At 69.9% G+C, this 26,652-nt stretch carries 16 protein-coding genes; 9 read left to right on the top strand and 7 right to left on the bottom strand.

Annotated elements, in window-relative coordinates; translation table 11 throughout:
• Window positions 1-3 precede the first annotated feature (3 nt).
• Complete coding sequence (locus tag IF02_RS0108625; protein WP_030154962.1) at window positions 4-1,440, top strand: aldehyde dehydrogenase family protein; 1,437 nt, start codon at window positions 4-6, stop codon at window positions 1,438-1,440.
• Window positions 1,433-2,329 (top strand): aldehyde dehydrogenase family protein, encoded by an 897-nt coding sequence (locus IF02_RS0108630; RefSeq protein ID WP_030154963.1) that lies wholly within the window; start codon window positions 1,433-1,435, stop codon window positions 2,327-2,329. Before IF02_RS0108625 ends, IF02_RS0108630 begins: the two co-directional genes overlap by 8 nt.
• A 70-nt stretch (window positions 2,330-2,399) precedes the next feature.
• Here the strand turns inward: IF02_RS0108630 and IF02_RS0108635 are convergent, their stop codons facing one another.
• A complete protein-coding gene (locus IF02_RS0108635; protein WP_030154964.1) occupies window positions 2,400-2,747 on the bottom strand; it encodes a hypothetical protein in 348 nt (115 codons plus the stop codon).
• Between the two features lie 54 nt (window positions 2,748-2,801).
• Here IF02_RS0108635 and IF02_RS0108640 point away from each other — a divergent pair, with 54 nt between their 5' ends.
• Entirely contained in the window at window positions 2,802-3,500 is a 699-nt protein-coding gene (locus tag IF02_RS0108640) for a uridine kinase family protein (protein ID WP_078621970.1), read from the top strand.
• 151 nt (window positions 3,501-3,651) lie between these two features.
• On the opposite strand, the gene IF02_RS0108645 is transcribed toward IF02_RS0108640, so the two are convergent.
• On the bottom strand, window positions 3,652-4,356 hold the full coding sequence (locus IF02_RS0108645) for a SigE family RNA polymerase sigma factor (RefSeq protein ID WP_030154968.1): 705 nt from the start codon (window positions 4,354-4,356) through the stop codon (window positions 3,652-3,654).
• A gap of 233 nt (window positions 4,357-4,589) precedes the next feature.
• Here IF02_RS0108645 and afsQ1 point away from each other — a divergent pair, with 233 nt between their 5' ends.
• Genes afsQ1 through IF02_RS0108660 form a run of 3 tightly spaced genes read left to right on the top strand, consistent with a single transcriptional unit; the run spans window position 4,590 to window position 7,349 of the window.
• Complete coding sequence (afsQ1, locus tag IF02_RS0108650; RefSeq protein ID WP_180291024.1) at window positions 4,590-5,267, top strand: two-component system response regulator AfsQ1; 678 nt, start codon at window positions 4,590-4,592, stop codon at window positions 5,265-5,267.
• 53 nt (window positions 5,268-5,320) lie between these two features.
• Window positions 5,321-6,751, top strand: a complete 1,431-nt coding sequence (locus tag IF02_RS0108655; protein WP_234318136.1) for a sensor histidine kinase — start codon at window positions 5,321-5,323, stop codon at window positions 6,749-6,751.
• Complete coding sequence (locus IF02_RS0108660) at window positions 6,735-7,349, top strand: hypothetical protein (protein WP_030154973.1); 615 nt, start codon at window positions 6,735-6,737, stop codon at window positions 7,347-7,349. The genes IF02_RS0108655 and IF02_RS0108660 overlap by 17 nt, the downstream gene beginning before the upstream one ends.
• 352 nt (window positions 7,350-7,701) lie before the next feature.
• On the opposite strand, the gene IF02_RS0108665 is transcribed toward IF02_RS0108660, so the two are convergent.
• The 3 genes from IF02_RS0108665 to IF02_RS0108675 all read right to left on the bottom strand — a co-directional run bounded on the left by IF02_RS0108665 (window position 7,702) and on the right by IF02_RS0108675 (window position 10,754).
• Window positions 7,702-9,348: a phospho-sugar mutase gene (locus tag IF02_RS0108665; RefSeq protein WP_030154974.1), complete on the bottom strand. Its 1,647-nt coding sequence runs from the start codon at window positions 9,346-9,348 to the stop codon at window positions 7,702-7,704.
• A 41-nt stretch (window positions 9,349-9,389) separates the two neighbouring features.
• Window positions 9,390-10,196: a purine-nucleoside phosphorylase gene (locus IF02_RS0108670; RefSeq protein ID WP_030154976.1), complete on the bottom strand. Its 807-nt coding sequence runs from the start codon at window positions 10,194-10,196 to the stop codon at window positions 9,390-9,392.
• Window positions 10,197-10,316: 120 nt separating this feature from the next.
• Window positions 10,317-10,754: a gamma-glutamylcyclotransferase gene (locus tag IF02_RS0108675; protein ID WP_030154978.1), complete on the bottom strand. Its 438-nt coding sequence runs from the start codon at window positions 10,752-10,754 to the stop codon at window positions 10,317-10,319.
• 185 nt (window positions 10,755-10,939) lie between these two features.
• On the opposite strand from IF02_RS0108675, the gene IF02_RS0108680 reads away from it, so the two are divergent.
• Together IF02_RS0108680 and IF02_RS0108685 are read left to right on the top strand one after the other, a co-directional pair.
• Entirely contained in the window at window positions 10,940-12,379 is a 1,440-nt protein-coding gene (locus tag IF02_RS0108680) for an NAD(P)H-quinone dehydrogenase (RefSeq protein ID WP_030154980.1), read from the top strand.
• Between the two features lie 174 nt (window positions 12,380-12,553).
• On the top strand, window positions 12,554-13,510 hold the full coding sequence (locus IF02_RS0108685; RefSeq protein ID WP_078621961.1) for a DeoR/GlpR family DNA-binding transcription regulator: 957 nt from the start codon (window positions 12,554-12,556) through the stop codon (window positions 13,508-13,510).
• A gap of 113 nt (window positions 13,511-13,623) precedes the next feature.
• Here IF02_RS0108685 and IF02_RS33040 read toward each other — a convergent pair whose 3' ends face one another.
• Entirely contained in the window at window positions 13,624-13,959 is a 336-nt protein-coding gene (locus IF02_RS33040) for a hypothetical protein (protein ID WP_051695991.1), read from the bottom strand.
• An 8-nt stretch (window positions 13,960-13,967) separates the two neighbouring features.
• Entirely contained in the window at window positions 13,968-21,134 is a 7,167-nt protein-coding gene (locus IF02_RS0108695; RefSeq protein WP_051695993.1) for an RHS repeat-associated core domain-containing protein, read from the bottom strand.
• A gap of 473 nt (window positions 21,135-21,607) precedes the next feature.
• Here IF02_RS0108695 and IF02_RS0108700 point away from each other — a divergent pair, with 473 nt between their 5' ends.
• Window positions 21,608-26,605 (top strand): FG-GAP-like repeat-containing protein, encoded by a 4,998-nt coding sequence (locus tag IF02_RS0108700; RefSeq protein ID WP_158708471.1) that lies wholly within the window; start codon window positions 21,608-21,610, stop codon window positions 26,603-26,605.
• Window positions 26,606-26,652: the final 47 nt, after the last annotated feature.

The raw sequence follows: 26,652 nt of genomic DNA on the forward strand, positions 1-26,652 counted from the left end.
ACCATGGCATCCCTTTTCGAGTACGCACCGGCCCCCGAGTCGCGTTCCGTCGTCGACATCGCCCCCTCGTACGGGCTCTTCATCGACGGCGAGTTCGTCGACGCCGCCGACGGCAAGGTCTTCAAGACCGTCTCCCCGTCGTCCGAGGAGGTCCTCTCCGAGGTCGCCCAGGCCGGCGCCGCCGACGTCGACCGCGCCGTCAAGGCCGCCCGCAAGGCCTTCGCGACCTGGTCCGCGCTGCCCGGCTCCGAGCGCGCCAAGTACCTCTTCCGCATCGCCCGGATCATCCAGGAGCGCAGCCGCGAGCTGGCCGTCCTGGAGACCCTGGACAACGGCAAGCCGATCAAGGAGACCCGCGACGCGGACCTCCCGCTCGTCGCCGCCCACTTCTTCTACTACGCGGGCTGGGCCGACAAGCTCGACCACGCGGGCTACGGCGCGAACCCGCGCCCGCTCGGCGTGGCCGGACAGGTCATCCCCTGGAACTTCCCCCTCCTCATGCTGGCGTGGAAGATCGCCCCGGCGCTGGCCACCGGCAACACGGTCGTGCTGAAGCCGGCGGAGACCACCCCGCTCACCGCGCTGTTCTTCGCGGACATCTGCCGCCAGGCGGGCCTGCCCAAGGGCGTCGTCAACATCCTCACGGGTTACGGCGACGCGGGCGCGGCCCTCGTCGAGCACCCGGACGTCAACAAGGTCGCCTTCACCGGCTCGACCGCGGTCGGCAAGGCCATCGCCCGCCAGATCGCCGGTACGGACAAGAAGGTCACCCTGGAGCTGGGCGGCAAGGGCGCCAACATCGTCTTCGACGACGCCCCCATCGACCAGGCCGTCGAGGGCATCGTCAACGGGATCTTCTTCAACCAGGGCCAGGTCTGCTGCGCGGGCTCGCGCCTGCTGGTCCAGGAGTCGATCCACGACGAGCTGCTGGACTCCCTCAAGCGCCGCCTGAGCACCCTGCGCCTGGGCGACCCGCTCGACAAGAACACCGACATCGGCGCGATCAACTCCGCCGAGCAGCTGGCCCGGATCACCGCGCTCGCGGAGACCGGCGAGGCCGAGGGCGCCGAGCGCTGGTCCCCGGCGTGCGAGCTGCCGTCCTCCGGCTACTGGTTCGCCCCGACGCTCTTCACGAACGTCACCCAGGCGCACACCGTCGCCCGCGACGAGATCTTCGGCCCGGTGCTGTCCGTGCTGACGTTCCGTACGCCCGACGAGGCCGTCGCCAAGGCCAACAACAGCCAGTACGGCCTGTCCGCCGGCATCTGGACGGAGAAGGGCTCGCGCATCCTCGCGGTCGCGAACAAGCTCCGCGCGGGTGTCGTCTGGGCCAACACGTTCAACAAGTTCGACCCGACCTCGCCCTTCGGCGGCTACAAGGAGTCGGGCTTCGGCCGCGAGGGCGGTCGCCACGGCCTGGAGGGCTACCTCGATGTCTGAGTCGTCGACCCGTCTGAACGTCTTCAAGACCTACAAGCTGTACGTCGGGGGCAAGTTCCCCCGCTCCGAGAGCGGCCGGGTGTACGAGGTGCAGGACTCCAAGGGCAAGTGGCTGGCCAACGCCCCCCTGTCCTCCCGCAAGGACGCGCGTGACGCGGTCGTCGCGGCCCGCAAGGCCTTCGGCGGCTGGTCGGGCGCGACGGCGTACAACCGCGGGCAGATCCTCTACCGCATCGCCGAGATGCTGGAGGGCCGCCGCGAGCAGTTCGTCCGCGAGGTCGGCGAGGCCGAGGGCCTGTCCAAGTCGAAGGCCGGCGCGGTCGTCGACGCGGCCATCGACCGCTGGGTCTGGTACGCGGGCTGGACCGACAAGATCGGCCAGATCGTGGGCGGGGCCAACCCGGTCGCGGGCCCCTTCTTCAACCTCTCCACCCCGGAACCCACGGGCGTCGTGACCGTGATCGCCCCCCAGGACTCGTCCTTCCTGGGCCTGATCTCGGTGATCGCCCCGGTCATCGCGACGGGCAACACGGCCGTCGTGATCACCTCGGAGAAGTCCCCGCTCCCCGCCCTGTCCCTGGGCGAGGTGCTGGCCACCTCCGACCTGCCGGGCGGAGTCGTCAACATCCTGTCCGGCAAGGCCGCCGAGATGGGCCCGCACCTGGCGTCCCACCAGGACGTCAACGCGATCGACCTGGCGGGCGCCGACGCGGCGCTGGCCAAGGAGCTGGAGATCGCGGCGGCCGACAACCTCAAGCGCGTCCTGCGTCCACAGCCTGTGGACGACTGGAGCGCCGACCCGGGCACGTCGCGCATGACGGCGTTCCTGGAGACGAAGACGGTCTGGCACCCGACGGGCTCGCTGGGCTCGGGCGGATCCTCGTACTAGAGGACCCCCTCCGGAACCGGCCCCGGCAGCGTCCCCCGCGCTGCCGGGGCCTTCCCGTGCCCCCTTACGACTACTTCGGCAGCAGCGGGCCGAGCAGCGAGGACGCGGCCGCCTCGGGCAGCTCGCCGACGGACGGACCCTGCGTCAGGATCCCCGTGACCATGGTCGTGCCGACCGCCGGGAAGTCGGCGACCCGCGTGGCCACGCCGTTGTCGAGCGGGTCCACGCCGGTGTGGGCCAGCGGGTTCACCTTGAGGTTCGCGACGGGGTCGGTGACCCCCGCGAGGGCCGCCGGAACCGAGAGCTCACCGGCCTGGGCGCCACCGGCGGCCATGGCCAGGGCCGCACCGGCCATGGAGAGCGTGATGCCTGCGGAGCGCAGCGCGGAGCTGCCGGGTGCTGCTGCGTGACGTGCCATGGGGATCCCGCCTGAGGTCGTAGTCGCGTGCGCACGCAGCGTAGTTGAGGTGTGATCCTGGATACCAACCGGCCACCGGAGGCATCCCCTGCGCGGGGGAATGGTTCACACTGGTGTCCCGTGAGCTCCTCCTCTCCTTTGCCTACGCGTGTCGTCCTGTTGACCGGGCCTTCGGGGTCCGGCAAGTCCAGGCTGGCTGCCCGTTCCGGGCTGCCGGTGCTGCGCCTGGACGACTTCTACAAGGAGGGCGACGACCCGACCCTCCCACTGGTCGAGGGCAGTTCCGACATCGACTGGGACTCCCCGCTGTCGTGGGACGCCGACGCCGCGGTCGCCGCGATCGGGGAGCTCTGCGCGGGCGGCCGGACCGAGGTGCCGGTGTACTCCATCGCCACCTCCTCCCGTTCGGGTACGGAGACGCTGGACATCTCCCGTACCCCGCTGTTCATCGCGGAGGGGATCTTTGCGGCCGACATCGTGGCCCGGTGTCATGAGATGGGGCTGCTCGCCGATGCCATCTGCCTGCGCGGCCGGCCGTCGACGACGTTCCGGCGCAGGCTCGCGCGGGATCTGCGCGAGGGGCGCAAGTCGCTGCCGTTCCTGCTGCGCAGGGGATGGCGGCTGATGCGGGCGGAGCGGGGCATCGTGGCCCGCCACACCGCCCTCGGCGCCCACGCCTGCGCCCGCGACGAGGCCCTCGGGCGGCTGGCCGCCTGCGCCGCGGGCCGCCACCGCACGACCGCCCCGGCGTAGCAATACAAGAAGCGGCAATACGAGAAGCGGCAATACGAGAAGGCGGGACCACGCGGACCCCCGGCCGCCTGATCCCGCCTTCTCCCCCCGCAGGCCCCCGTCCCACCCCCGTAGGACGGGCCCCCTGGCCCATGGTCTGTGGTGTGCCGCGTTACGCGACGAGCTCCTCGAAGGACTCCGCCTCGTCGCGGCCGAAGCTCAGCACCTCGTCGTCCCGCAGCCGCCGCAGCGACCGCCAGATGCTCGACTTCACCGTGCCGACGCTGATCCCCAGGATCTCCGCGATCTCCGGGTCCGTACGGCCCTCGTAGTACCGCAGCACCAGCATCGTGCGCTGCGGCTCCGGGATGCGGGCCAGTGCCTGCCACAGCACCGCGCGCAGCTCCGTACCCCGCATCGCGTCCGTGTCGGAGGCCGTCTCCGGGAGCTCCTCGGTCGGGTACTCGTTCAGCTTCCGCCGGCGCCAGGCGCTGATGTGCAGGTTCGTCATCGTGCGACGCAGGTACCCGCCGACGGCGGCCTTGTCGCTGATCCGGTCCCAGGCGCGGTACGTGGAGAACAGCGCGCTCTGGAGCAGGTCCTCGGCCTCGTAACGGTCACCGGTCAGGTGGAAGGCCGTCGCGTAGAGGGCGGCCCGCCGCTCCTGGACGTACGCCGTGAACTCGGCCTCCGAGGTGGCGGAGAGCTCGGGCGTGCGCTGCACCGGGACGGCGGACTGGTACGTGTTCGCGTCGATGGCCACCGTGTGCGCCGGCCGCGGACGGGCGACCGTCACCGAACGGACACCTGCCCGGCGGTTCACATCGTGCAGCCGCGTGACAACCGCGCTGGTGGTGGTGCTGTGCAGCGTGTTCATCTCGCGCCCCCCGTCGTGGAGTCTGCTTCGGATCCTGCTCGGTTTCGTTGGTAAAAGACTGCCCGGCCGACTTAACCGGGGTGTCCGCCGACTGTCACAGGCCTGTCACAGCGGCTCCGGTGGGTCCGGCGTGGGTCCGGTGTGGGTCGGGCGTGGGTTCGGTGTGGGTCCCCGGTCGGATCCCGTGGGCCCGACGGTCGAACTCCGAACGGTCGATGGGACAGAATGAGCCCGTGCCTTTCCTGTTGCTGATCGAGGACGACGACGCCATCCGCACGGCCCTCGAACTCTCCCTGTCTCGCCAGGGCCACCGTGTGGCCACCGCGGCGACGGGCGAGGACGGCCTGAAACTGCTGCGCGAGCAGCGGCCGGACCTGATCGTGCTGGACGTCATGCTGCCCGGGATCGACGGCTTCGAGGTGTGCCGGCGGATCCGCCGCACCGACCAGCTGCCGATCATCCTGCTGACCGCCCGCAGCGACGACATCGATGTCGTCGTGGGCCTGGAGTCGGGGGCCGACGACTACGTCGTCAAGCCCGTCCAGGGCCGGGTGCTCGACGCCCGGATCCGGGCCGTCCTGCGCCGCGGGGAACGGGAGGCCAGCGACTCCGCGGTGTTCGGTTCCCTCGTCATCGACCGGGCGGCGATGACGGTCACCAAGAACGGCGAGGACCTCCAGCTCACGCCGACCGAGCTGCGGCTGCTGCTGGAGCTCAGCCGCCGGCCCGGGCAGGCGCTCTCCCGCCAGCAGCTGCTGCGCCTCGTCTGGGAGCACGACTACCTCGGCGACTCCCGGCTCGTGGACGCCTGCGTACAGCGGCTGCGCGCCAAGGTCGAGGAAGTACCGTCCTCGCCCACCCTCATCCGGACCGTGCGTGGTGTCGGCTACCGGCTGGACTCGCCACAGTGATCAAAGCCCTGTTCGCGGGCCGGCGCTGGACCAGCCTGCGGCTGCGGCTCCTGATGGTGTTCTCCCTGGTCGCGCTGGTGGCCGCCGTGTCCGCGTCCGGGATCGCGTACTGGCTCAACCGCGAGGCCGTGCTCACCCGTACCCAGGACGCGGCCCTCGGTGACTTCCGCCAGGAGATGCAGAACCGGGCCGCGGCGCTGCCCGCCGACCCGACGCCCGAGGAGATGCAGCGCACCGCCGAGCTGATGGCGGGCAGCAGCCCCGGCTACAGCGTGCTGCTGGTCGACGAGCGCAAGGACGGCCGCAAGGTGTTCGGCGCGGCCGGCCCCGACTCCTTCGGGCTGGACGACGTACCGGGCTCGCTGCAGCGCGCGGTGAACGACCGGCAGAAGGCGACGGCCGCGAACGACGCCGAGTACCACGTGTACTGGCAGCGGACGAAGCCGCGCGGCAATCCGTACCTGGTCGGCGGGACGCGGATCGTGGGCGGCGGGCCGACCGGCTACATGTACAAGTCCCTGGCGCAGGAGCGGGACGACCTGAACGCGCTCGGCTGGTCGCTGACCATCGCGACGGGCCTCGCGCTGCTCGGTTCCGCACTGCTGGCCCAGGCGGCCGCCCGGACCGTGCTCAAGCCCGTGCAGCGGCTGGGGGACGCGGCGCGGCGGCTCGGCGAGGGCGAGCTGGACCACCGGCTCGACGTATCGGGGACCGACGAACTCGCGGACCTCTCACACACGTTCAACAAGACGGCGGAGGCACTGGAGAAGAAGGTCGCCGACATGAGCGCGCGGGAGGAGGCCAGCCGGCGCTTCGTCGCGGACATGTCGCACGAACTGCGCACTCCGCTGACGGCGCTGACGGCGGTCGCCGAGGTGCTGGAGGAGGAGGTCGAAGACCTCGATCCGATGATCGCGCCGGCGGTGGCGCTGGTGGTCAGCGAGACGCGGCGGCTGAACATCCTGGTGGAGAACCTGATGGAGGTCACCCGCTTCGACGCGGGGACGGCCAAGCTGGTCCTGGACGACGTGGACGTCGCCGACCAGGTCACGGCCTGCATCGACGCGCGGGCCTGGCTCGACGCGGTCGAACTGGACGCGGAGCGGGGCATCGTGGCGCGGCTCGACCCGCGCCGGCTCGACGTCATCCTCGCCAACCTGATCGGCAACGCGCTCAAGCACGGCGGCTCGCCGGTGCGGGTGTCGGTGGTCGTCGAGGGGGAGTGGCTGGCGATCGCGGTCCAGGACAACGGGCCGGGCATCCCGGAGGAGGTGCTGCCGCACGTCTTCGACCGGTTCTACAAGGCGAGCGCCTCGCGGCCGAAGTCGGACGGCAGCGGGCTGGGCCTGTCGATCGCGGTGGAGAACGCGCACATCCACGGCGGTGACATCACCGCGGCCAACGGGCCGCAGGGCGGGGCGCTGTTCACGCTGCGGCTGCCGGTGGACGTGGGAAAGGTGATCGCCGGTGAAGCGGACGCGTAGGGCCGGGGCGGTACTCCTCGTACTGCTGACCTCGGCGTGCGGGATCAGGGCGACGACGGTGCCGGTGGACGTCGGCGCGGCGCCTTCGCGGGTGTCGTGCGATACGCCGGGTCCGCAGACCGGGGTGCAGGGCTTCCGGGCCACGGTGGAGCTGGTCTGCGGATCGCAGCTGGTCGGCGTGGAACGGGTGGTGCCGGTACCGGAGAAGAAGCCGGTACGGGATCCCGTGATGCTGGTCGCCGAGGCGCTGCTGGAGGCGCTGGAGCGGGAGCCGTCGTCGGAGGAGCGGGACGCGGGCTTCACGACCGGGGTTCCGGACGGCCTGACGGTCGCGCCGGCGCGGACCGGTGATCCGGCGGGGACGATACGCATCAGCCGCAAGCCGGAGGACCTGCCGCCGGTGGCGCTGTCACAGGTGGTGTGCACGCTGGCGGGCAGCGAGGCCGTCTCGGCGGGCCCGGGCCCGGTGGTCCTGGGCGGCCCCGACGCGGACCCGCCGCGGACCTGGGAGTGCACGGAGGCGGTCCGCTCCCGCCCCGAGTCGGTCCCCACCCTGGGCGAACTGGTCCGCCCGTCGCCGTCGCCCGGCTCTTCCTGACGCGACCGCAGGGAGCGCCCTTGACGGGCCGGCGCGAACCGGAAGGGCGGTGGGACTGACGGGAAACCCCCAAACCCACTCCGATGCGGGCCAGGGGGACACGGCTCCCCGGCGCCGGACCTGCACCCGGGGGCGGGTGGGCAGGTGCCGACCGAGCCCGGCACCTCGGGGGAGACAGCCGGCCCGCGCCGCACGCGACGTACCGCCCCCCCGCAACGTCGACGGCCCCCTCAGGGGGAGCTGAGGGGGCCGGACGAGGGCTGATGCCCTTGGGACTGCACCCGACGGACGGAGTCCGGTGCAGCGGCGCGGAGCCGGGGGGCTCGCCAGGGGCGAGCCGTGCGGGGCGGGGTCAGATGCCCATGGCCGCCGAGAGGTCCTTCTTGATTCCGTCGAGGACTTCCTGGCCGCGGACTCGGGCCGGCGCCAGGTCGGAGGCCTCGGAGACCGGGACCACGACCTCCAGGTAGCACTTGAGCTTGGGCTCGGTGCCGGAGGGGCGGCAGATCACCCGGGCCTTGTAGTCGCCCTCCAGGTGGTAGCGCAGGCCGTCCGTGGGCGGGAGCTTGTCCGTGCCCTGGTTGAGGTCCTCCGCCGAGACCACCCGCAGCCCCGCCAGCGATACCGGCGGCTCGGCCCGGAGCGCGGCCATCGCCGAGGCGATGACCGACAGGTCGGAGACGCGGACCGACAGCTGGTCGGTGTGGTGCAGGCCGTGGGCCATCGCCAGGTCGTCCAGCAGGTCGGTCAGCGTGCGGCCCTGCTCCTTGAGCTCCGAGGCCAGCTCCGCCACCAGCAGGGCGGCCGTGATGCCGTCCTTGTCGCGGACGCCCTCGGGGTCGACGCAGTAGCCGAGCGCCTCCTCGTAGCCGTACCGCAGGCCCTCGACGCGGGCGATCCACTTGAAGCCCGTCAGGGTCTCCTCGTAGCCGACGCCCGCCGCCTCCGCGATCCGGCCCAGGAGGGACGACGAGACGATGGACTCGGCGAAGACGCCGCGGGCGCCCTTGTGGACCAGATGGGCGGCCAGCAGCGCGCCGACCTCGTCGCCGCGGAGCATCCGCCAGCCGTCCGCGGTGGGGACGGCCACCGCGCAGCGGTCCGCGTCCGGGTCGTTCGCGATCACGATGTCGGGCTGGACCGCGGCGGCCGTCGCGAACGCCAGGTCCATCGCGCCCGGCTCCTCCGGGTTGGGGAAGGCCACCGTCGGGAACGCCGGGTCCGGCTCCGCCTGCTCGGCGACCAGCACCGGCTCCGGGAAGCCGGCCCGGGCGAAGGCCGCCAGGACGACGTCCTTGCCGACGCCGTGCATGGCCGTGTAGACGGTCCGCACGCCCCGGGGGGAGCCGGAGGTCAGGACGGCGTCGGTACGGGCCAGGTAGGCCTCCAGGACCTCGTCGCCGAGGTCCTCCCAGCCGGACTCCGGGCGGGGGACCGAGGCGAGGGTGTCCACGCGCTCGATCTCCGCAGCGATCTCGACGTCCGCGGGGGACACGATCTGCGAGCCGTCGCCGAGGTAGACCTTGTAGCCGTTGTCCCGGGGCGGGTTGTGGCTCGCGGTCACCTCGACGCCGGCGACGGCACCCAGGTGCCGTATGGCGTACGCGAGGACGGGCGTCGGCAGCGGGCGGGGCAGGACGGCGGCGCGCAGGCCCGCGCCGGTCATCACGGCGGCGGTGTCGCGGGCGAAGTCCGCGGACTTGTACCGCGCGTCGTAGCCGACGACGACCAGGCCTCCGGCGTGGCCCTGGGCCTTGAGGTGGGCCGCGAGGCCGGCCGCGGCCCGGATGACCACGGAGCGGTTCATCCGCATCGGGCCCGCGCCGATCTCGCCGCGCAGTCCGGCCGTGCCGAACTGCAGGGTGCCGGAGAACCGGTCCGCGAGCTCCGCGACGTCCCCGGCCTCGATGAGCTTGGCCAGCTCGGCCGCCGTCTCCGGGTCCGGGTCCTCCGCCAGCCAGGCCTGCGCCCGGGTGATCAGGTCGTCCTGTTCCTGCACTGCCACTGCTTCCGCCTTGTCTCTCGTACGGTGCCGATGCCTCAGATGCGGGCGAGGACCTGCGTCAGCAGCTTGCCCATGCGCGCGGCCGAGTCGCGGCCGGCCTGGAGCACCTCTTCGTGGTTCAGCGGCTCGCCGGAGATGCCCGCCGCCAGGTTGGTGACGAGGGAGATGCCGAGCACCTCGGCGCCGGCCTCGCGGGCGGCGATGGCTTCCAGCACGGTGGACATGCCGACCAGGTCGGCGCCCATGACGCGGATCATGTTGATCTCGGCCGGGGTCTCGTAGTGCGGGCCGGGGAACTGGACGTAGACGCCCTCTTCGAGGGTCTCGTCGATCTCCTTGCACATCGCGCGCAGGCGCGGCGAGTACAGGTCGGTCAGGTCCACGAAGTTCGCGCCGACGATCGGCGAGGTGGCCGTCAGGTTGAGGTGGTCGCTGATCAGGACGGGCTGGCCGGGCTTCATGCCCTCGCGCAGGCCGCCGCAGCCGTTGGTCAGGACGACGGTCTTGCAGCCGGCGGCGACGGCGGTGCGCACGCCGTGGGCGACGGCGGCGACGCCGCGGCCCTCGTAGTAGTGGGTCCGGCCGAGGAAGACCAGCGCGCGCTTGTCGCCGATCTTGTACGAGCGGATCTTGCCGCCGTGGCCCTCGACGGCGGCGGGCGGGAAGCCCGGCAGCTCGGTGACGGGGAATTCGGCCTCGGGGGCGCCCAGCGCCTCTGCGGCGGGGGCCCAGCCGGAGCCCATGACGAGGGCGACATCGTGGGTTTCGGCGCCGGTCAGCTCACGCAGGCGGGCGGCTGCGGCGGTGGCGTCGGCGAAGGGGTCGGTAACAGATGCGTTCACGCAGACGAGCGTAGCCGAGCATTGCCTACGCGCGTAGATGGCGCAGCTCACGGTGTTCGGATCGTTGCCTTGTCGTTTCCGCCGAAACGTCCCCTCGGCCTCGGCGACGTCCCCCCGGCCTCAGCAGGGGCGCTTGCGGAGTTCCATCATGTAGTCGTGCGGGGCCCCGGCCGCCTCGGCCGCGTCGGCGATCTCGCCGAGGTAGCGCGCCGAGGGCAGGCCGCCCTCGTACCCGTTCAGCACGTAGCACCAGGCCGCCTCCTCGCCGTCCAGCGTGTGGACGCGGATCCGCATCCGGCGGTAGATGTCGAGCCCGACGCCCTCCCACCGGTCCATGGAGTCCTCGTCCAGCGGCGCGATGTCGTACAGGGCGACGAACACCTGGTGGCGCGGGGCCTCGACGATCGTGGCCAGGGCGCCCTCCCACCCCATCTGCTCACCGCCGAAGGTCAGCCGCCAGTCGTTGATCCAGCCCGTGCCGCGCAGCGGCGAATGCGGAGCGCGGCGCGTCATCAGCCGCGGGTCGAGGTTGCCGGCGTACGCGGCGTAGAGCGACATGAGGTCGAGGGTACGGGAGGGGCGGGGCGGGCCGCGTGCCCGGTCGTCCTCACGGATGGGCGGACCGGGGGAGAAGCACCTTGAAGCGTGCGGGACAATGGGGCACGGAATGCATCCCCCGGGGAGACCCCCGGAAGCCCCGGCCGGGGCGGCAGCCGGCCGGGTAGACGTGAGGCGGAGTTTTCGTGACCCGGATCGTGATCATCGGCGGCGGACCCGGCGGGTATGAGGCGGCCCTCGTGGGGGCCCAGCTCGGCGCGGAGGTGACCGTCGTCGACTGCGACGGCCTCGGTGGCGCCTCCGTCCTCACCGACTGCGTACCTTCCAAGACCCTCATCGCGACCGCCGAGGTCATGACGACCTTCGACTCGTCGTACGAGGAGCTCGGCATCGTCGTCGCCGACGACACCCCGCACATAGAGCAGGCCGCGCGCGTCGTCGGGGTGGACCTCGGCAAGGTGAACCGGCGCGTCAAGCGCCTCGCGCTCGCCCAGTCGCACGACATCACCGCGTCCGTCACCCGGGCCGGCGCCCGCGTCGTACGGGGCCGCGGCAAGCTCGGCGGCCCGCAGGGCATCGACGGCACGCGCGACGTCATCGTCACCGCGGCCGACGGCACCGAGACGATCCTGACGGCCGACGCCGTGCTGATCGCGACCGGCGGCCACCCCCGCGAGATCCCGGACGCCATGCCCGACGGCGAGCGGATCCTGAACTGGACCCAGGTCTACGACCTCGACGAGCTCCCCGAGGAGCTCATCGTGGTCGGCTCGGGCGTCACCGGCGCCGAGTTCGCCGGCGCGTACCAGGCCCTCGGCTCCCGGGTGACGCTGATCTCCTCGCGCGACCGCGTGCTGCCCGGCGAGGACCCGGACGCGGCGGCCGTGCTGGAGGACGTCTTCCGGCGCCGCGGCATGAACGTCGTCGGCCGCTCCCGCGCCGAGTCCGCCAAGCGCGTCGGCGACCGGGTCGAGGTCACGCTCTCCGACGGCCGCGTCATCACCGGCACGCACTGCCTGATGGCGGTCGGCGCGATCCCGAACACCAAGGACATGAACCTGGAGGAGTCCGGGGTCCGGCTCAAGGAGTCCGGGCACATCTGGACCGACAAGGTCTCCCGTACGTCCGCGCCCGGCGTGTACGCGGCCGGCGACGTGACCGGGATCTTCGCGCTGGCCTCCGTCGCCGCCATGCAGGGCCGCATCGCGATGTACCACTTCCTCGGCGACGCGGTGGCCCCGCTGAACCTCAAGACGGTCTCGTCGAACGTGTTCACCGACCCGGAGATCGCCACTGTCGGTTACACCCAGGCCGATGTGGACGCCGGCAAGATCGACGCCCGTGTCGTGAAGCTGCCGTTGCTGCGCAACGCGCGGGCCAAGATGCAGGGCATCCGGGACGGGTTCGTGAAGCTGTTCTGCCGCCCGGGCACCGGAATCGTGGTCGGCGGCGTGGTGGTCTCCCCGCGGGCGAGCGAGCTGATCCACCCCATCTCGATCGCAGTCGACAACAACCTGACCGTCGAGCAGATCGCAAACGCGTTCACGGTGTACCCCTCGCTGTCGGGTTCGATCGCCGAGGTGGCGCGCCAGCTGCACACGCGGAAGACCGCCGGCGAGGCCTGAGGACGGCAACCGCCCCAGGTCGAAGGGGACTTGGGGCGGCCCCAGCGGGGGTGGAGTGACGTTCACTCAACCGCCCCGCCGCGTATACCACTAGTCGCCCTGCTTTATGGACAACTTCGGTATTCCGGCGCAAGGAGCTGAAACAAGACGGTCGTTGGGGTTACTGTCAGTTTCGTGTTCGCTGCAGAACGTCGCCAATTGATTCTCGAAATGGTGCGGGCCAACGGAGCGGTGTCGCTCCGGGAGCTCGCCCGCGTCGTCCAGACCTCCGAAGTGACCGTACGGCGGGACGTGCGGGCGCTGGAGGCCGAAGGACTCCTCGACCGCCGACACGGCGGTGCGGTTTTGCCGGGCGGTTTCACGCGGGAGTCCGGATTTCCGCAAAAGTCCCATCTCGCGACGGCGGAGAAGACCGCCATTGCCGACGTGGCGGCCGGCCTCGTCGAAGAAGGCGAGGCCGTCGTCGTCGGCGCGGGCACCACGACCCAGGAGCTGGCCCGCCGGCTCGCCCGGGTGCCCGGACTGACCGTCGTCACCAACTCGCTGCTGGTCGCGCAGGCACTGGCCCACGCGAACAGGGTGGAGGTGGTGATGACGGGCGGCACCCTCCGCGGCTCCAACTACGCGCTGGTCGGCAGCGGGGCGGAGCAGTCCCTCCAGGGGCTGCGGGTCTCCCGGGCCTTCCTGTCCGGCAGCGGCCTGACGGCGGAACGCGGTCTGTCCACGTCCAACATGCTGTCGGCGAGCGTGGACCGGGCCCTGGTCCAGGCGGCGGCGGAGGTGGTGGTCCTCGCGGACCACACGAAGCTGGGCACCGACACCATGTTCCAGACGGTGCCGACCGATGTGATGACCCGTCTGGTCACGGACGAGCCCCCGCCGCACGACGACCGCGCGGCCACGGAACTCCAGGCCCTCGCGGACCAGGGCGTCCAGATCACCATCGCCGGCGCCGTGGCCCCCGGCGGGAACGCCGACGGCATGGCGGGCCGCCGCCCGCGCCGCGAGTCCCCCCTCCCGGTGCAGCGCCGCGGCGGCCCCACCGCTCAACTCCGCAGCGCGGGCCCCCTCCCGGACCCCCAGCCGGGGGAGCGGGAGCGCGCGAGGGTGGCGGACATGCGGCGGCGGTGAGGAGCGTGTGCGGCGCCGCGATCTGTCGGAGTTTCTACCGCCATATCTACGCGGCTGGCAGAAACGGGTCGCCGGAAGATCCGGCGACCCGTCACTTGATCAGCGCTTGCCGATCATGAGCTGCTTGAGCGGTGCTCCTCCTCTGCCAGCTTTCGGGCAAAGGCGACACGGCGGTTCAGCAATTCCACCCACATGTTGTCTGTGTTCAGTGGGTAGTCTGCCGTCTGAGCGCTTGGTGCGGTCTCGATCACATGTAGCAAAGTCATCGAGAGGCCGAAGCAGTCGTCGGAGCCGAAGATCGTTGTCAGAGCCTGAGCTTCTTCATCCGTGACCGGTTCCGGGATCTGCTCGAGCAGGTGCTCTGTCTCAGTGATCTCCTCTACAGGGGCTTCCTCGGACGGGAACGGGCCTGCGTCAAGTAGATCCTGAACTTCCTTTCGGATTCCCATGTGATCCCCTAGATCATTCCGATGCGCCGATAGTAAGCCATCATCTCCAGGATTCCCTTGTTGAAGTAGCTGGCGTCGTTGTACTGCAATTTCCCTATTCGGCGCATGTCCCAGATGTCCATGGCGAGCACCGTCCTGAAGGGAAGGTTGGCGTCTGCCCGCTTGGTCGCACCGCCTCGGCCCCCGTAGGTACGGGTCAGCTTGTGATCCTCACGCTTCATCACCACGGCACCACCGTCCTTGCGGTCGGTGTGTTCGAGGGCGGCCTGCGGCATGTGGTGGGCCTCCAGGCCATCGCCGGGCACACCCGGGTCCAAGTCGCCGAAGCGCCCACCATCGTTTTCGTACACAACCTTGCACGAGGCGTTGTGGACCAAGATGGGCGAGGATCCCGCAAGCACGTAGTAGGTGTGCTTCGAAGCCACCGTGAGGTTGTGGACCTTCTTCTGCTCGGTCCACCGCTTGACCTCGGTGACTTGCACCCAGCTGCCCGAGGACGTGCGCAGCCACTGACCGGCGCTGAGGTCGGTGGCGTTAAGCCACTTGCCCATGGACGGGACCCAGAACGGGTGGCCGTCTGTGGCGGTGAGGTGTTCGGTGGCTTCGCCCTTCGCGCCGTCGGTGTCGATTGTTATCTCGACCAGCTTCTTCTGGCCCTCACCGATGATCAAAGCTGCGACGGATTCGCCGGTAGTGGCGCCCGTCTCAGCCTCGGTGGCCAGGACCTTGTCCTCGAGTCGTACGTCCTCGATGGGCTTCGCTGAGCCGTCGGCCATCAGGACCTGCGTACCGGGTACGAAGCTGTTGCAGCCCTCGTTCGTCTGAGAGCCGCCGGAATCGTCTTCCTTGCCCTTCGACTTCTTCGGCTCGTCGCCCTTCTTCGCCTCCGACGACTTCGACGCCTTGCCGTCGCCGTCGGCCTTCTTGGCCTTCGTCGCGGAGGACTTGCCTTGCTTGGCCGCCGTAGCCTTGGCTTCGTCGGCCTTCTTCGCGGCCGCAGCTGCTGCCTCTTGGACCCTTCTTCGGGCCGCTGCGGCCTCCTCCTCCAGTTTTCTCGCGCGTTCGGCGGCTTCCTCTATCTGCCGTTTCCACTCGGCCAGGTCCTCGGCGTACTTGGCCATCGCCTGCTGGTAGCGCTCGACCCGCCTGAGGATGTCTCGCGCCAGGGCGAGTTTGTGCGACCAGCTGTTGAAGGCATCCCACGCACGGTCCAGTGCCTTCAGGATGCGCTTGGCACGGCCCGCGAAGGGCAATGCCGCATCCAGGGCGAGGCCGGCGCACGCGCCCCAGTCGCCGCCCAGGCAGTCGCGGATGTCGTTGTACCCCGAGGCGTCCTTCAGGATGCCCATCGCGACTTCGAGCGCGATGTCCAGGGCACTCTTGCCCTGGATCATGTTCGCCCAGGCCGCCTCGGCGTCCGAGAAGTCCTTGATCGGCATCGTAGGAGGCGCGATCGACAGGCCGCTGGGGTCGCTGAACGTCACCGGCGAGTTGTTCGCGTAGACGTACGGGTTCATCTGTTTGGGCTCGTTGTAGTCGACGATGGGGTCGACCGACTGGAACCGGCCTGTCGCAGGGTCGTACTCACGTGCACCTAGATGCACGAGCCCGGTGGTCTCGTCTACCTCTCCGCCGACGAAGCCCTTCTTGCCGGGCCACAGCGAGGGGGCCGCACCGCGGACCTCGCCATACGGTGTGAACTTGCGCCGGGTGACCGCCATGGTGGTGGCGTCCACGGTCGTGGTCGCTGTGCCGTTGTGGTCGGCCATCAGGTACGACGTCGTGATGACGCCGTCCTTGGCCGTCTTGACCATCGTCGGGCCGGCCGGGTGGCCGTAGTAACGCGTGCTCTCCAGCTTGCCCGCCGCCGTGAGCTTGACCTCGGTGCCCGGCAGGTAAAGCGTCGTGCCCGACGGCTCACGCTTGATCAGGCGGCTGCCGCCGGCGTCGTAGACGAAGTCCGTCGCCTCCGCACCCTTGGTGACCTTCGTCAGCTGACCCGAGGCGTCCCATTCCAGATTCTGGGTGTCGCCCTGGATGGTGCGGGTTTTGGTGTTGCCTGCCGCATCGTAGGTGTAGGACTCGGTACGGGCGCCGCCCGGGCCGGTGGTGTCGACCTTCTTCAGACCGTTCGCACCGGCCTGACCAGCCGTGCCGTAGGTGTAGGTGCGGGTGACGTCCTTGGTGAGGTCACCGATCGGGGAATGCTGGACTTCCTTGGTGCGGTTGCCCGCTGCGTCGAAGCTGTACGAGCTCCAGTACGCGCTCGGACCACCGACCTGGGGCTTGGAGCCGGGGCCGGCCGCGTTCGGCTGGGCCGCGCAGTCGTCCGTAGCCGTCCAGGCCTCGTTCATGCGGCGCAGATAGTCGTACGCGAAGCACTGCACGTCGGCAGTGGCGGCCGGGCCTTCCTTGTCGGTGACCTTCAGGATGTTGCCGACAGCGTCGTAGTCGTATGACGTGTCGTTGATCCGGCTGGGCGACTGCTCTTTGTCGTTGACCGTCCGGGTGAGAAGGCGTGTCTGCTCGTCGTAGAAGTTCGTCGAGTAGACCTGGGATCCGGCCGGGCCGGACTCCGTGCGCAGCACGTCGCCCATCGGCGAATAGTCAACATTGCCGACGAAGGTCTTGCCCTGGACGCCCATGATGGTGGGCAGTTCCAGGTGGTTGTACTTCATGGTGGTCGTTTCGGCGGGCAGTCCACCGATTGCGGGCTGACTCGTCCACGCCGTCAGGCCAGTGTTGGGCCGATAGCCGTTGGCGAAGCTGTACGAACCGGCGAGGGCACCCTCCGACGCGGGAATGGTGATCTTCGAGCCCGTCGGGCGGTACTCGCTGTCGTAGCCGGTGATCTCTTGCGTGTAGGCGTTGCCGTTGACATAGCGTGTCGAGGACACCGGCAGGCCGACGGCACCCGGAAGGGTGTCGTACGTGGTCGAGGTGAGCTTCGGGCCGGTCACCGAGCCGTCATGGGTGGCAACGACGCGGCCCAGGTCGTCGTACTCCGGGGCGATGACCTTTCCGCGTGCGTCTGTCGTGGTCGCCAGCCGGTCGCCCTGGCCGTACGTCATCGTCGTCGTGCCCTTGTCAGGGTCCGTCTGCTTGGTCTGGCGACCGCGGATGTCGTACTCGAAGCCCCACTTGTCGCCCGCCTGGTTGACGACCGACTCCAGCGCCCCGCGCTGGTTGTACGCGTACGTCGTCTTGTCGTACGCCCCCGTCGGCGAGTCCGAGCGGAAGAAGCGCAGCTCCGTCTTGCGGCCCGCGCCGTCGAGGAAGGCCCGGGTCGGGGTCTCGCCCTTCGGGGGGTCGACGGTGATGTTGTCGCCGCCGTACGAGGTGGTCGTACGGGAGGTCTCCAGACCGAACTTCCGCGAGATCTGCGCGGTCGAGCGGCCGGAGCCGTCGTACTCGGTCACCGTCGACGACGGGACCTCGTTGTCCTTGGGCTCCCACTGGACGCCGGACGGAGCGCCGGCGGTGTAGTAGGCGCCGTTGCTCTTCCAGACCTGGCCGAGGCTGTTGTAGAAGGTGTCGGTGATGAGCCGACCGCCTCCGAGGGCCTCCATCTGGGTCTGGCGGATGCGCAGGCTGCTGTCGTAGATGTCGTAGCTGGTGCGGTACGTACCGTCGTCCAGCAGGCTCTTGTTGGAGATGACGACCGGACCGTCGGTGCGGACGTCGTACGAGAACTCGCCGTCCGGGGACTTCGAGAGCGGGTCGCGGTCCGGGGACCAGACCTTGAGGAGCCGGCCCAGGCCGTCGTACTCCATCACCTGGCGGCGGCCGTTGGTGTCCTGCTTGGCCAGGACCGAACCGCGGCCCTGGTCGGTCTCCGTCGTCTGGGTGTGACCGGCGGAGTTGGTGGTGACGACCTTGGTGACGATCTGTCCCGAGGCGGGGGTGTAGTCGACCTTGGAGGTCTTGCCGAAGACGTCGGTCGTCGTCTTCATGCGGCCGTACGTGTCGAAGGTCGCGCTGCCGTCCGTGGTGTACACCGGGTTGCCGCCCGAGTATCCGGACAGCGACTCGGTGGACTTCAGGTTGCCCGCCGCGTCGTAGTACATCCGCGCGTCGGACGTCACGTCCGCCGGGCGCTGCACGTTCGCCGCGTCACACGCCTTCGCGACCGTCTCCACCCGCTTCTGGCGGGCGATGATCCAGCGGGTCTGGTCCTCGTCGTACTCGTAGCGCGTGCAGCTGTCGTCCGACGGGTCCGCGACGTCGCCGAGGTTCGACACCGACTGGGCGAAGCCCCGGTTGTCGTACGTCGTGCTCATCGCCGTACGGCGCCAGCCGCGGCCGTCGGACAGCAGGATGCGGGAGTTGACCCCCGTGGTCTGCTGGACGAAGGACTGCTGGGGCTCGATGTCCTCCTCGGGCACCGCGCCCTTGCGCTGGCGCGTCGCCGTGGGGCCGTACAGCCACGGGGTGTAGGTCGTGGCCGCTTCGAGCGCGCCGCCCTCGCCGTTGTACGCCAGGACCTCGCGGGTCTGGCCGGCGTAGAGGCGGTGGTCCGCCATCTCGTTGCCCTCGGAGTCCTTGACCTTGACCGACTTCTTGCCGCCCGAGGGGGCGAGCCGGTCACCGTCGAGGCCTCGGAAGAACAGCGTCTCCGTCATGGAGCGCTTGTCGGGGGCCTGGCCGATGAAGGTGCGCACCTTCTCGTAGCCGCGCCACTGGGACCAGGTGCGCGTCTTGGGACGCATCATCTCGGTCTCGTCGTCGTACGCCCACGCCGGGTTGCCGAGGAACTCGTACTCGGTGCGCCGCGTCGGGGAGTTGCCGTTGCGGTCCTCCTCCTGGACCCAGTCGACGACGTACTTGTGGAACCAGTCCGTGACGTAGAGCTTCTTCTCGTGCTGCGGATCGGTCGGGTCCGGGATCTCGGAGATCACCGGGTAGCAGCGGAGGGTGTTCGTCTCGGGCGAGGTGGGCATGACGCGCGGGTTGGCCGCGCGGCACTCCGGGTCCTTGTAGTGGGCCAGGATGGTCGAGCCGGTCTCGCTGTCGATCGCCTCGATGCGGTAGCGCAGGTACGGCGGCTTGCCGTCGGCGGCGCCGTCCACGCGGTTGGGGAGCTGCTTGCCGCGGAACTTCACCGGCGGCAGCGCCGTGTCCGTGCCGTTCTTGCCCGTGTGCTTGATCTCGCCCAGCCACAGCGGGTAGTCCGTGCCGTCGCCGGTCATCGGGAAGTCCTGGGTCAGCTTCCAGGAGTCCACCGGCTTGCGCGCGGTCCCGTTCCACACCGAGGTGCTGACCTCGGTCAGGCGCTTGCGGGTGAAGAAGGTCGGCGTGAACCGGCCCTTGCACTCCTCGCCCGCCGCGCAGAGCTGGTCACCGGGGGTGTCGGGCCAGTTCTTGGCGATGTCCCAGGCGACCTCCGGCTTCAGCTTCGCCGGGTCGCAGTCGAAGGAGGACGTGACGAGGCAGCGCTCGGCGACACCGAAGTTCACCTGGGCCGGGGCCTCGGCGAACAGGTTGTCGTTGCGCAGACCGTACGAGATGTGGTCCAGCCAGCCGGAACGGTCGTACGCCCGGGCGGTCGAACCACCCGCGATCTTGTAGTTCGAGCCGTAGTGGTTGACCTCCTTCTGGTACCAGTAGGTCATCGCGTTGCCGCGCGGGTCCACGACGTAGTCGAGGTTCCAGCGGTAGGCCTGGTCGCACACCGCGTCGGCGAACGTCGCGTTGTAGCAGGGCTCACCGGGCTGGTTGCCGTAGACCGGGACGTTCCAGGTGGAGTTGGTGACGGGCTTGCCCGTCGTCCAGCCCGGGACCTTGTTCAGACCGAAGTAGAACTGGATGCCCTGGGGGTTGGTGAACCTCCAGTGGTCACCCTCCTTGTCGCCGTTCGAGGCGCCCTGGAGCAGCTCGATGCGCGAGCCGTCGTCCTTCGCCGGCCGCCACTTCTTCGTGGTGTCGTCGAGGACGAGCTGGGTGGAGCCGCCGTTCAGCGACATGGTGACCATCGGTGCGCCGTGGCACAGGTCGCCGGTGTCGTCCTTCGGGTTGTTGAACCCGGAGCCGGCCTTCTTGTCCTGGCTGCACGGGACGTAGCCCCGCTCGATGTAGTTCGAGGCCAGGTCCCAGCCGTCGCCGACCCACGAGGTCTGCTGCGCGGAGGCCGACGTACGGCCGTCGATCTGGGCGCTGGAGTAGCCGAGGGAGAGCGAGGGGCTCGGACCGCCCAGGGAGGCGGGGATGTCCAGCGGGTAGGACCAGGAGAAGTCACCCGCCGAGCCGCCGGCCTGCCAGGAGCCCGAGGGGTTCAGCGAGGTGGCCTTGAACGTGCCGTTCGCGCCGTCGGCGCCCGGGCTCGCGGCCAGCGTCATGCCCTGGCTGCCCGCGGCGGCCGCGGAGACCGCGGTGTTCGCGGCCGACAGGTTCATGTCGGCCTTGTCCGACGGGACGGCCGACTGGGCGGGGGTGGAGGACGAGGACGCCGTGAACGTCGCGATGAGCTTGCCGGTCACCGGGTCGTTCTTCGTGGTGACCGGGATGCTGCCCTTGCACTCGGGCTTGTTCGGCGTCGTCACCGCACAGGCGGGAACGGCCGTGAAGCGGAGTCGGGAACCCCAGCTGCCGCCGTACGCGTTCTTGAACGCGTCGTAGTCGAGCTCGACGGAGACGGGCGCCGCCGCCTTGCCCGTGTCGGTGCGCTTCACGTTCAGCAGCAGGCTGTTCGCCAGGCCGGCCTTCTTGGCCGCCGTCTGGTCGAGCAGGTCGACCTTCAGCTTCACCTGCTCGGCGGGCGCGTCGGCCGCAAGGCTCTGCGGGGCGGCGCCGGACTTCGCACCGGCCTTCGGGCCCGCTGCTGCCGAAGCCGGGAGCGCGGCGACCGTCACCGGGAGGGTGCCCGCCTTGACGGGGTTGCCCGCGGCCTTCGACGGGCCGAGGGCGAATGCCCCCGCCGTGCCCTGGGGGGCCGACTTCAGGCTGACGACCGGCGGTGCGGACGCGTCAGGCAGGGCGATTTCCGCCGAACCCGCCTTCGGCCAGGCGATCTTCGGCGCGGAGGACTTCCACGCCTTCTTCTGCGACTCGGCGGGGCCCGCTGCGGGCTTCCCGGTGACGGGTGCTCCGCCGACCTTCGTGAGCTTCTGCAGTCCCGGCTTCTTCAGGTCGGAACCGGCCGCCATGGCGGGGGTGGCGGTGAGCCCGGCGGTCAGCATGCTGAGCGCCAGGACCGGTATCGGCCACCGCCAGACACGCCTCAGAGGCGCACGCAAAGCGTGCGCCTGGGATCTCTTCAAAATTCGAACACTCCAAGCCGTCGCGCGCGGTGGTTCGGCCACCGCGCTAATGGGCCAACGGCGCTGAACCTAACAAGGGAGCACGCGGTGCGTCGAAGGCTTCCGGTGTGCTTATAAACGGAATTCCGGCCTCCGGGTGCAGGTCAGCGAGTTGCGAAAAGGTTGCACAGCGAAAGTGTCGAAGTTCTCGCGGGAATCTTGTGGAACCTCCGACGGTCCCGGCCCATCGGGGATTTCCGTCCGGAAAGGGTGCCGTCGGCTGCTACAAATCATTCGAACAGTCGGGTGGCCGACCGTCAGGATGGCTCAAAGTCGTCCGCGGCGGGAGGTCGTCCCAGTCATCGGTCGCCGCTCCGGCGCGGCCACCGCACCAACCCGTTGAGGACCTGTCAGTGAGACCATTCACGACGCGCGCCCGCGTCGACGATCCGCCCTCCCGCAGAACGCCGGTGCTCGCCACGGCGACCGTGCTGACCGCCGCGTTGACCTCCACACTGCTCGGCGGTCTGCCCGCCGTGGCCGCGGGCAAGTCCGGCGCCGCCGCTGGCGACAAGGTCAAGGAGCGCCTGGCCGACGCCGCCGCGGAGACGAAGGCCAAGGGCGAGGCGAAGAAGTCCGGTAAGCCCGTCGAGATCGAGTCGAAGCGCACGGAGACGGACGACGTCTGGGCGAACCCGGACGGAACGCTGACTGCCAATCACGCGCTCGTGCCCGTACGCGTGTACCGCGGCGGCAAGCTCGTGGACGCGGACGCCACCCTGGCCAAGCAGTCGGACGGGCGCATAGCCCCGGCCGCGACAGCCGTCGGCCTGTCCTTCTCCGGCGGGGGCACGGGCGCGCTGGCGACCATGCGCAAGGACGGCCGGGACGTTTCCCTGACCTGGCCGACGCCGCTGCCCGCGCCGAAGCTGGAGGGCAACAGCGCCACGTACACGAACGTCCTGGAGGACGTGGACCTGCGCATCAGCGCCGACGTGAGCGGCTTCTCGCACCAGATCGTCGTCAAGACGCGCAAGGCCGCCGAGAACCCGGCCCTCGCCAGCCTCGACTTCGGCCTCGAGGGCAAGGGCGTCACCATCCGCAAGGAGGCGAGCGGCGAGCTCCGCGCGGTGGATCCGGCCGGCCAGACCCTCTTCAGCGCCGCCAAGCCGCAGATGTGGGACTCCGGCGCCGAGAAGATCCTGCCCGAGTCCACTGCCGGAACGACGGGCCCGGCGCCCGCCCCGGCCCCGAAGGCTGCCGCTCCGAAGGCCGCGGACGCCGCCAAGACCTCCGGCCTGCAGGCGGCCCCGGCCGCCGGGGCCGCCGCCCAGGCCCCGGCCCCGGTTCCGCCGGTGCCCGCCGTCGACGGCATCTCGAACGGGTCCAAGGAGGCCGACCTCGGCGTCGACCTCAAGGGCTCCAAGCTCACCCTGAAGCCCGACCGCAAGCTGCTCACGGACGCAGCCACCACCTACCCGGTCGTCATCGACCCGGTGTGGCGGGACGACTGGAAGTCGGCCTGGGCGATCGCCTACAAGCACACCGCCTACGCGAACTCCGCCAACACCAACTACTGGAACGGCGGCACGCTCAGCAAGGAGGCCCGCGTCGGCTGCGCCAAGGACGGCGCCAACGGCGGCACCGTCTGCGCGAAGACCTTCTTCCAGGCCGGCATGGGCGCCATGTGGGACAAGCAGATCCTGGAATCCACCTTCCGCATCCAGCAGAAGTACGCGGGTTCCTGGAGCTGCCAGTCCGGTCAGCTCCAGATCTGGGACACCGACGCCATCGGCGGCGGCACCACCTGGAACAACCAGCCCGCCTGGAAGCGCATGGTCGACGCCTCCGGCCAGTCCTTCGGGGGCCGCAACTGCCCCGGCGACGGTGACACCATCGAGCTGAACGTGACCTCCGCGGTCGCCGACGCCGCTCGTTACCACTGGCCGGCGTGGACCATGGGCCTGAAGTCCGCGAACGACAACGTCGACGTGTCGTGGCGCAAGTTCAACCCGGACAGCGCCCGCATCTCGACCAAGTTCAACACGCTGCCCACCACCCCGTACGAGCGCAGCTCCAGCCCGTCGGTCGCCTGCAACGGCGGCCAGATGGGCACGACCGACAACGTCGTGCTGCGCGCCCGCGTCTCCGACGCCGAGGACAACTCGCTGACCGCCGAGTTCCACTACTGGAACGCGAACGACTACGGCACGCTGAAGACCGCCCGCGTCCCCGTGGCCAGCGGCAACATGGCCCAGCTGACGATCCCCGCCGCGGGCCTGGGCAGCAACACCTACCGCTGGGACGTCCGCGGCAACGACGGGACGGCGGACGGCCCCTGGGCCGGACAGTGTCTGTTCACCATCGACGCGACCCGCCCCGCCTCGCTCCCGGGCGTGTCCTCGGCGCAGTTCCCCGAGAACGAGCCGGACAACACTGGCTACGCCCGTACCGAGGGAACGTTCAAGCTGACCTCGGGCGGCGAGAACGACATCACGAAGTATCAGTGGTGGACCGAGTCCGACCCCAAGGTCCAGGAGGCCAGCCCGGCCGCGCCCGGCGGTTCGGTGGACGTCAAGTACAAGCCGACCGCGGCCGGCCCGCAGGTGATGTACGTCCGTAGCCTGGATGCTTCCAACAACCGCTCGGATCTGAAGTCCTACCTCTTCTACGCCAAGCGCCAGCCGGTGCGCGACAAGCCCGGCGACCTCAACGGCGACGGCACCGTCGACCTGTGGAGCGTCGACCCGGGCTCCGGCCAGCTGTGGGTGCACCCGGGCAAGGGCGACGGCTCGTTCGGCCTGTCCAGGAAGCTGGACCACGCCTCCTTCGCCAACGTCAAGTCGATGAGTCATCGCAACAGCTGGAGCGAGGACCTGATCGAGGACCTCCTCGTCCTGCGGCCGCAGAACGGCGACCCCAGTCGCAATACGCTGTGGGTCTACCCCGGCAAGGGCGACGGAGACCTCAAGCCCCTGGACGCCAAGGGGTTCGAAGTGACGGCCTTCGAAGACGGTGTGAACGACCACAACCACTGGGCGCAGGCCGACCAGGTGGTCTCGATCGGCAGCGTCAACGACGACAACGGCGACGGCAAGACGGACGACGACGACGTGCCCGACATGCTGATCAAGGAGGGTTCCAAGCTCTGGCTCTACCTCGGGACGCTGACCGGAGAGGTGGCAATCCCCGGTTCCGAGCCGATCCTCCTCGGCAACGCCGACTGGCAGAACATGACGATCATGACGCCGGGTGACCTGAACGGTGACGCGCTGCCTGAGATCTGGGCCCGCGACACGGTCAGCGGCAAGATCCACCAGTACACCAGCAAGAAGACCACCGCCAACACCTCGCCCGCGTTGGTCGACCTGACGGTGTACGGAGACCCGGCCGTCCGGACGGCCTCCATCGGTACGGGCTTCACCAGCGCCGCCTACCCGCACCTGTCCAGCGACGGCGACTTCGAGAAGGACGGCTACGCCGACCTCTGGTCGCGCGACGGCAACGGCCAGATCACCGAGTTCCCGGGCCGCGCCCTGAGCGGCGGATCCGTCTTCGGCCCCGGCCGCAAGCTGGTCCTCGGCGGCACGCCGTGGTCCGAGTGCCAGGCGTTCACCAAGCCCGGTACGACCACCCCGCGCCAGCTGTGCGGACCGATCCTGGCGAAGTTCAACGCCGCGGGCGGCACCGCCGCGCTCGGCTACCCGACCACCGACATCACCGAGTCGACCGACGCCGTCGGCCGCTTCGTGCACTTCCGCAAGGAAGGCGAGAGCAGCGACAACGGCTCCATCTACTGGCACCCGAACACCGGTGCCTGGACCATCGTCAACGGCATCCGCCAGAAGTGGATGAGCCTGGGCGCCGAACGGGGCGTCATGGGCTACCCGACCTCCGACGAGGCCGTGACCTTCGACAACAACGGCTGGTTCAGCACCTTCAGCGGCGGTGGCGGCGGGGCCATCTACTTCACGTTCGAATTCAGTGGCCAGTCCGTCAGGGGCACCATCTACAAGAAGTACATCGAGCTCGGCGGCCCCAGCGGCCCGCTCGGCTACCCGACCACCGACGAGACCAACGCCCCCGACGGCGTCGGCCGCTACAACCACTTCCGCCACAAGGGGCAGACCTCCGACACGGCGTCCATCTACTGGACGACCACGACGGGCAAGGCCTGGTCGGTCCGGGGCACGATCCGCGAGAAGTGGTTGAGCCTCGGCGGTGCGGAGAAGAGCTTCCTGGGCTACCCGCAGTCGGACGAGTACGACGTCTACGGCGGCCCCCGCGAGGACTTCTCGGGCGGCTACATCCGCCACAACCACACCACGGGCGTCAGCGTCGAGCACAAGGCGAACGACCGCACCATGGACAAGCGCACCGAACTGGGGGGTGACTTCAACGGCGACGGCCGGGCCGACGTGGCCACCGTCTACGACTTCGGCAGCGACGCGATGGCGCTCTACGTCGCGCCCGGCAAGGCCGACGGCAGCGGATACGGCGCCCCGGTCCTCGGCTTCAACAGCGGGGTGTGGAACTGGCGCGTCAAGCAGTCGCAGTGGGTCGTCGGCGACTTCAACAACGACGGCCGCGACGACCTGGCCGCACTGTACGACTACGAAGACGCCAACGGTCTGTTCACCTTCCTCGGCAACGCCGACGGCACTTTCACCAGCCTGCCGCGCAGCGCCTACGTCGGCCCGGGCAACTGGAACGCCAAGGCGGCCAAGCTCGTCGCCGGTGACTTCAACGGCGACGGCCGCGACGACGTGGCCATGATGTTCGACCACGGCGGCTGTTCCACCGGAACGCACACCTTCCTCTCGAAGGCGGACGGCACGTTCGACCAACAGTTCGGCAGCTGGAACTCCGGCGCCGGCAACTGGTGCTGGAACGAGTCCAAGCACGTCACGGGCGACTTCAACAAGGACGGCCGCGACGACATCCTCGCCCTGTACGGCCACGGCGACGGTTCCGTCGAGATGTACACCCTGTTCGGCAAGCCCGACGGCGGCTTCGCGGCCCCCCTCAAGTCGTGGAGCGCCGCCCCGGGCGTATGGGACTACAACCGCTCCAAGCTCACCTCGGGCGACTACAACGGCGACGGCCGGGCCGACGCCGCCATCCTGTACAGGTACGACAACGGCCGCGCGGCCGCTTTCACCCTGATGGGCAAGCCCGACGGCGGGGTCGCCGCTCCCGTCAAGAGCTGGGAGAGCGCCGAGAACTCCTGGTACCTGGAGAACACCGGGAACCCGGTCTCCGGTGACCTCGACAAGGACGGTCGCGACGACATCGCGGTCATGTACAACTACTCCGCCGGAAGCAACGCGATCTTCGGCTTCAAGGCCAAGGCCGACGGCGGGTTCGTGCCCCCGGCGAAGAGCTGGACGGCACAGCCCGGCACCTGGTAGCCGCCGGGAGCCGCACATGAGATCGGCCCCCAGGACCCGGAAGGGTC

Source organism: Streptomyces sp. NRRL S-244 (assembly GCF_000717915.1).
Taxonomy (GTDB): domain Bacteria; phylum Actinomycetota; class Actinomycetes; order Streptomycetales; family Streptomycetaceae; genus Streptomyces.

What these genes read in the sequence shown, in the direction of transcription:
- IF02_RS0108625 (WP_030154962.1), top strand. Translation starts at nt 4, where the DNA reads ATGGCATCCCTTTTCGAGTACGCACCGGCCCCCGAGTCGCGTTCCGTC.
- IF02_RS0108630 (WP_030154963.1), top strand. Translation starts at nt 1,433, where the DNA reads ATGTCTGAGTCGTCGACCCGTCTGAACGTCTTCAAGACCTACAAGCTG.
- IF02_RS0108655 (WP_234318136.1), top strand. Translation starts at nt 5,321, where the DNA reads ATGGTGTTCTCCCTGGTCGCGCTGGTGGCCGCCGTGTCCGCGTCCGGG.
- IF02_RS33040 (WP_051695991.1), bottom strand. Translation starts at nt 13,959, where the DNA reads ATGGGAATCCGAAAGGAAGTTCAGGATCTACTTGACGCAGGCCCGTTC.
- IF02_RS0108695 (WP_051695993.1), bottom strand. Translation starts at nt 21,134, where the DNA reads ATGCTGACCGCCGGGCTCACCGCCACCCCCGCCATGGCGGCCGGTTCC.
- IF02_RS0108645 (WP_030154968.1), bottom strand. Translation starts at nt 4,356, where the DNA reads ATGAACACGCTGCACAGCACCACCACCAGCGCGGTTGTCACGCGGCTG.
- IF02_RS0108675 (WP_030154978.1), bottom strand. Translation starts at nt 10,754, where the DNA reads ATGTCGCTCTACGCCGCGTACGCCGGCAACCTCGACCCGCGGCTGATG.
- IF02_RS0108635 (WP_030154964.1), bottom strand. Translation starts at nt 2,747, where the DNA reads ATGGCACGTCACGCAGCAGCACCCGGCAGCTCCGCGCTGCGCTCCGCA.